The 2012-nt window shown below is 46.8% G+C and carries 1 tRNA gene and 1 rRNA gene; both read left to right on the forward strand.

From position 1 onward, the window contains the following. The first annotated feature begins 200 nt into the window (after positions 1-200). Positions 201-1717, forward strand: a 16S ribosomal RNA gene (locus MP477_RS22645). 215 nt (positions 1718-1932) lie between these two features. Beyond that, positions 1933-2006 (forward strand) — tRNA-Ile (locus tag MP477_RS22650). Positions 2007-2012 lie beyond the last annotated feature (6 nt).

Below are 2012 nucleotides of genomic sequence, written 5' to 3' on the forward strand. Positions count from 1 at the left end.
AAATAAACTTTAAATTTTCTTTCGAAAACATTTGGTCATTACGAAATAAAGTTTTACTTTTGCACTCGCAAATATGGAGCGCCACTGACAGAGAGAGTGCTTCATTAAAAAGCGAAAGATATAAAGATCATTGACATACAATATAACAACCAAGTAAGGAAAAACTAAAGCGTCAAACTTTGAGTGAGTCAGACAAACATACAATGGAGAGTTTGATCCTGGCTCAGGATGAACGCTAGCGGGAGGCCTAACACATGCAAGCCGAGCGGTATAGATTCTTCGGAATCTAGAGAGCGGCGTACGGGTGCGGAACACGTGTGCAACCTGCCTTTATCAGGGGGATAGCCTTTCGAAAGGAAGATTAATACCCCATAATATATTAAGTGGCATCACTTGATATTGAAAACTACGGTGGATAGAGATGGGCACGCGCAAGATTAGATAGTTGGTGAGGTAACGGCTCACCAAGTCTACGATCTTTAGGGGGCCTGAGAGGGTGATCCCCCACACTGGTACTGAGACACGGACCAGACTCCTACGGGAGGCAGCAGTGAGGAATATTGGACAATGGGTGAAAGCCTGATCCAGCCATCCCGCGTGAAGGACGACGGCCCTATGGGTTGTAAACTTCTTTTGTATAGGGATAAACCTAGATACGTGTATCTAGCTGAAGGTACTATACGAATAAGCACCGGCTAACTCCGTGCCAGCAGCCGCGGTAATACGGAGGGTGCAAGCGTTATCCGGATTTATTGGGTTTAAAGGGTCCGTAGGCGGACTCGTAAGTCAGTGGTGAAATCTCACAGCTTAACTGTGAAACTGCCATTGATACTGCGGGTCTTGAGTGTTGTTGAAGTAGCTGGAATAAGTAGTGTAGCGGTGAAATGCATAGATATTACTTAGAACACCAATTGCGAAGGCAGGTTACTAAGCAACAACTGACGCTGATGGACGAAAGCGTGGGGAGCGAACAGGATTAGATACCCTGGTAGTCCACGCCGTAAACGATGCTAACTCGTTTTTGGGCTTTGGGGTTCAGAGACTAAGCGAAAGTGATAAGTTAGCCACCTGGGGAGTACGTTCGCAAGAATGAAACTCAAAGGAATTGACGGGGGCCCGCACAAGCGGTGGATTATGTGGTTTAATTCGATGATACGCGAGGAACCTTACCAAGGCTTAAATGGGAATTGACAGGCTTAGAAATAGGCTTTTCTTCGGACAATTTTCAAGGTGCTGCATGGTTGTCGTCAGCTCGTGCCGTGAGGTGTTAGGTTAAGTCCTGCAACGAGCGCAACCCCTGTCACTAGTTGCCATCATTAAGTTGGGGACTCTAGTGAGACTGCCTACGCAAGTAGAGAGGAAGGTGGGGATGACGTCAAATCATCACGGCCCTTACGCCTTGGGCCACACACGTAATACAATGGCCAGTACAGAGGGCAGCTACACAGCGATGTGATGCAAATCTCGAAAGCTGGTCTCAGTTCGGATTGGAGTCTGCAACTCGACTCTATGAAGCTGGAATCGCTAGTAATCGCGCATCAGCCATGGCGCGGTGAATACGTTCCCGGGCCTTGTACACACCGCCCGTCAAGCCATGGAAGTCTGGGGTACCTGAAGTCGGTGACCGTAACAGGAGCTGCCTAGGGTAAAACAGGTAACTAGGGCTAAGTCGTAACAAGGTAGCCGTACCGGAAGGTGCGGCTGGAACATCTCATTTTAGAGCGTTGAAGAACGTTAAACAAATAAGGACACAATGTGTCCATGTACTTACTTAAAGAGAAGCTTTAGTTTTTTATTTGGTTGCTATATATAAAAAATACAAACCCACTAGAAATTAGTATAGGGAAAGAGATACAAGAGCCCAGAGCCAAGACCCAAGACGAATGCAAAAGTCTTGTATCTAGCATCTAGGATCTGTAAGTCTAAAAAGACAGTCTCGTAGCTCAGCTGGTTAGAGCGCTACACTGATAATGTAGAGGTCGGCAGTTCGAGCCTGCCCGAGACTACTAATT

This window comes from Chryseobacterium sp. WG23 (assembly GCF_024586575.1).
Lineage (GTDB): Bacteria > Bacteroidota > Bacteroidia > Flavobacteriales > Weeksellaceae > Chryseobacterium.